Here is a 3,574-nt window from a genome sequence, read left to right as displayed (position 1 = left end):
TGCCCACGAGACACCGTGGATGACAGGCGAAAAACTCTGATACCTTCCCCCGCGAGAGAGTCTTACTGAACACTTTCGCTCCACGCTCATTCATGCCGTACACATGAAAGGAGTTCTTTGCCAAATCGATACCGATGATTGTCGCTGAGCTCATGGTGGCCTCCTGCTTCTGGGGGTGTGATACCCCACGTTTACCGAGTTTCAGCGGGCTGGGCCATCCCATCATACAATCAGCGACGGTACCTGACGTGACAGCCATTCGGACCGGCATACCATGCGCATCCACGGCCAAATGTATCTTTGAGTTAATCCCCCTTTTGTGCGCCCCATATCCTGGCTGCCGCCTTTTGCCCCATGCCATTATGATGAACTTTTATATGTGAGGCATCAATCATAAGCCATTCAAAATCTGGTTCATTTATCAATATTTCGAGAAGTTTTTCCCATACGCCCTTGTCCCGCCAGCGACAAAATCTGCGATGTGTATTTTTCCAGTCACCAAAATCAGGAGGCAAATCCCGCCATGGCGCGCCAGTACGCATAATCCAGAAGACTGCGTTTATGAAGAGACGATTATCCTTCGCAGTTACTCCCCTGACGCCCTCTCTGCCCGGCAAGTGTGGTTTCAAAATTTCCCAAAGGCCATCAGATATATCGTGGCGACGGTGAGCTGGTATCATTCATCCTCCCAGGTTGGTAGAGAGGAAGTAATTATTATTCAGCAACTGTCAATTGGCGACGCACCCTAGGGCCATTTGATTCTACCTCCATTGCACCAGCGAATTAGTGGTCTTGCCACATGGGTAACGCCTTCCCGTCTGGGTGACGTCCCCCATGCCAGGACTGACAGGCTATATTTTGGTTTCTGGATTTTACTCTAGAACGCGGCCACTGGCCGCAAAACCAAAACGAAGGTAGAACATAATGAACGATATAGTTGATGCGTCTTACTTTCACGGCCTCACCTCCGAGATCCTCGACTTCACCTCTGTGCGCGGCAGCACGGTAGACAACCTCATACACCACCTCACCTTCTTTGGCGCAGCATTGGGAAGATACCCCCATGTGCAGTGGCGTGGGGAAGTTTACGCTGACCTCAACTGCATTCTGGTAGGCACCTCTGGCTGCGGCAAGGGGGAAAGCCTCGGCATTATCAACGAACTCTACACTTTCCCTGCGGAACATCGTGACCTTTTGGCCCCCACGAAGAACACCACATTGACTTCTGGCAAGCGCACCATTCAGATGATAAGCGCTGTCCTGGAGGAATGCCAGGATGGGGAAACCCGATTCCTCTCCATTGACGAGGAGTGTTCTGCTCAGATTGTAAACGCAAGCCTGTGGAACAACACGCTGGCCCAAATGCTCATCAAGTTCATAGATGGCGCGGAAGTCAGCGAAACATGCAATCGCCGTCTGATTACCATTCCCCAGCTCCATTTTGGCTCGATTGGGCACATCACGCCAATGGCCCTTCTTGCCACGCTACGCCATATGGCCTTCTTCAACGGGTTGGGCAACCGCTTCCTGTTCATGGGGATTCCCACGCCGGAGATTGCCGAGGACGATGGAAGCTATCCCGAAGAGGATATGCGCCACCTCCGGGAAAAACTCATTGAGAGCCTGAGTGAAGGAGGCGCAAGGCAGCGTGTGGAAATCGACGCGGATGCACGGGAAGTATACCTGAGCCTTCTGCGCTCCCTTCGCAACGAAACATGCACAGACAGGATTCGCGCGCTCCAGCAGCGTATGCCCGTCATATGCCTCAAGCTCGCCCTGACGCTTGCGCTCGTGAACCGTGAGGAAAGCATCACCCGACAGACGATGGAAGAAGCCTGTGCTATCATCGACTATTCGCGGAAAACCATTGGCGGCCTGTTCGGAACCACGCAACAGGAGTCGCCCGAACAGGTCATCCTGAGCTACCTTCAGGAGCATGGGCGTACGCAGCGGACGCCACTCATGCTGGCGCTTTCCAGCCGTCTGCCTCGGAACATCATTGATACGGCACTGACCGCACTTGTCAGCCGCAACCAGGTGACACGAACCACGCAGACCGTCGCGCGTGGCCGCAGGCCGGAGTTCTTTGAATTGACCCCAGCCGTCCAACCAGCCTAAGAATTGCGGTTACTTGCCGGCAGGGAATCATCCCTGTCGGCTCCTATTTCCTGGTAGCCTCAGGCAATTTCAGGCAACACTCATTACTCTCGTCCAACGGCATATTGTCCTGCCACCAAGCCTGTGCCCACAGGCGCAGGAGCAAAGGACAATCCCGATGAAGCCTTTCACAGAGGCATCACCAGTCACGCGCGAGAGCGCAAGCCCCAAGCCATCACGCGAAAATCAGGCTCCCCGAAACGAACCATCCATCGCCCCCCTCCTGCTCACGCGCTCCCAAATCGCGGTCGCATTGAACATGAGCGAGAGCAATGCCAGAAAAACGCTCGAAGCGCATGGGATCATGCCCATCAACCTTGGCAGGGGGCGCGGGAACGGCTTGCGATGGTTAACCTCCGCTGTTATCAAGGTAGCGGACATACTGCACGCTGAAGCACAGGCAAAAAGCGGCAAGAGGTGCCGAAGAGCTCCCGCGCATTCCGTGGTCGGGAAGTCGGCGGCACAGCTTTTTGCGGAGTTCAACGGGAAATCCCGGAGAAATGCCGAGGTGTGCAATGGCAATTAGAGTCAAGAACGGCAGAAAAAACCCTTACATTGTCTATTGGAGGAACCCGACAACACACAAGCTGGAGAGCAAATCGTTCCCAACCAGGGCGGCTGCCGAAAAGTTCAATGCCCTGATTCTCTACCAGCTCCAGTATGAGCCGGAAAACGTGCAAAAGCCCGAATCCATGCAGGGTGAGGATTTGCCGCTCACCGTGGAACGCCTGTTCTATCTTTACTTGCAGGACAGGAACTTTACTGAGGCCAATCTTGCGAGGACGCTCAAAAGCGTAAAGGAGCTGATGGAGCGGTACGGGCAGATGAGCGTTGACCGCGTGGACAAGCTGCTCCTCATCGAAATGCAGCGCAGATGCCTTGCCACAGGGAACAAGGGCGCGACCGTCAGGCGCAAGATGGCGGTCATCAAGGCGATGTTCAACTGGGCGTATCGGAACGGGGTCATTGAAAGCCTGCCGCTTTTCCCGGTGGCCCCGACCAGCGTAGCGGCCCGATACATGCCGCCAACGCCGGAGGAAGTTTCGGCGTTATACCGTGCGGCTCCCGAACACCTGAAGCGCGTCATTATCCTTGGCTTCATGTTCGGGATGCGTGTCGGCCCCTGCGAAATGCTCAGTCTGCGCTGGCAGCATGTGGACATCGGGCAGGGCGTCATCCGTGTCCCAAACGCCAAAAAAGGGAATACGGATGCGTGGAGGGAAGTGCCCATCAAGGCATCCCTCCTGCCGCTGATTCGGGAGTGGCAGGAAAAGGACAGCGCTGCCGGATTAGAGCAATTTGACTTTTATTTTATTTAGAAATCGTTTAGATTGCAGAGATGAAATTTGCATCTGAAGAAATCCGAACCAAGGCTGTTCATGCGTATCTTGATGGAAAAGCAACAGCCAGGCAATTG

The 3,574-nt window shown here is 54.5% G+C and carries 2 protein-coding genes and 1 pseudogene; 2 read left to right on the top strand and 1 reads right to left on the bottom strand.

Annotated elements, in window-relative coordinates; genetic code table 11:
• Positions 1 to 226 precede the first annotated feature (226 nt).
• Positions 227 to 680: pseudogene (locus G7Y51_RS13255) on the bottom strand (IS5 family transposase); the annotation flags it as partial.
• A gap of 244 nt (positions 681 to 924) precedes the next feature.
• Between G7Y51_RS13255 and G7Y51_RS13250 the strand changes: the two are divergent.
• Positions 925 to 2,118, top strand: a complete 1,194-nt coding sequence (locus G7Y51_RS13250) for a DUF3987 domain-containing protein (RefSeq protein ID WP_165178214.1) — start codon at positions 925 to 927, stop codon at positions 2,116 to 2,118.
• 554 nt (positions 2,119 to 2,672) lie between these two features.
• A complete protein-coding gene (locus G7Y51_RS13245; protein WP_165178213.1) occupies positions 2,673 to 3,476 on the top strand; it encodes a tyrosine-type recombinase/integrase in 804 nt (267 codons plus the stop codon).
• Positions 3,477 to 3,574: the final 98 nt, after the last annotated feature.

This window comes from Desulfovibrio sp. ZJ369 (assembly GCF_011039085.1).
GTDB lineage: Bacteria > Desulfobacterota > Desulfovibrionia > Desulfovibrionales > Desulfovibrionaceae > Desulfovibrio.
The sequence above is the reverse complement of the archived record's forward strand: the minus strand, read 5'-3'. Positions and strand labels throughout refer to the sequence as shown.

Coding starts and splice junctions, on each gene's coding strand:
- G7Y51_RS13250 (WP_165178214.1), top strand. CDS start 925: ATGAACGATATAGTTGATGCGTCTTACTTTCACGGCCTCACCTCCGAG.
- G7Y51_RS13245 (WP_165178213.1), top strand. CDS start 2,673: ATGGCAATTAGAGTCAAGAACGGCAGAAAAAACCCTTACATTGTCTAT.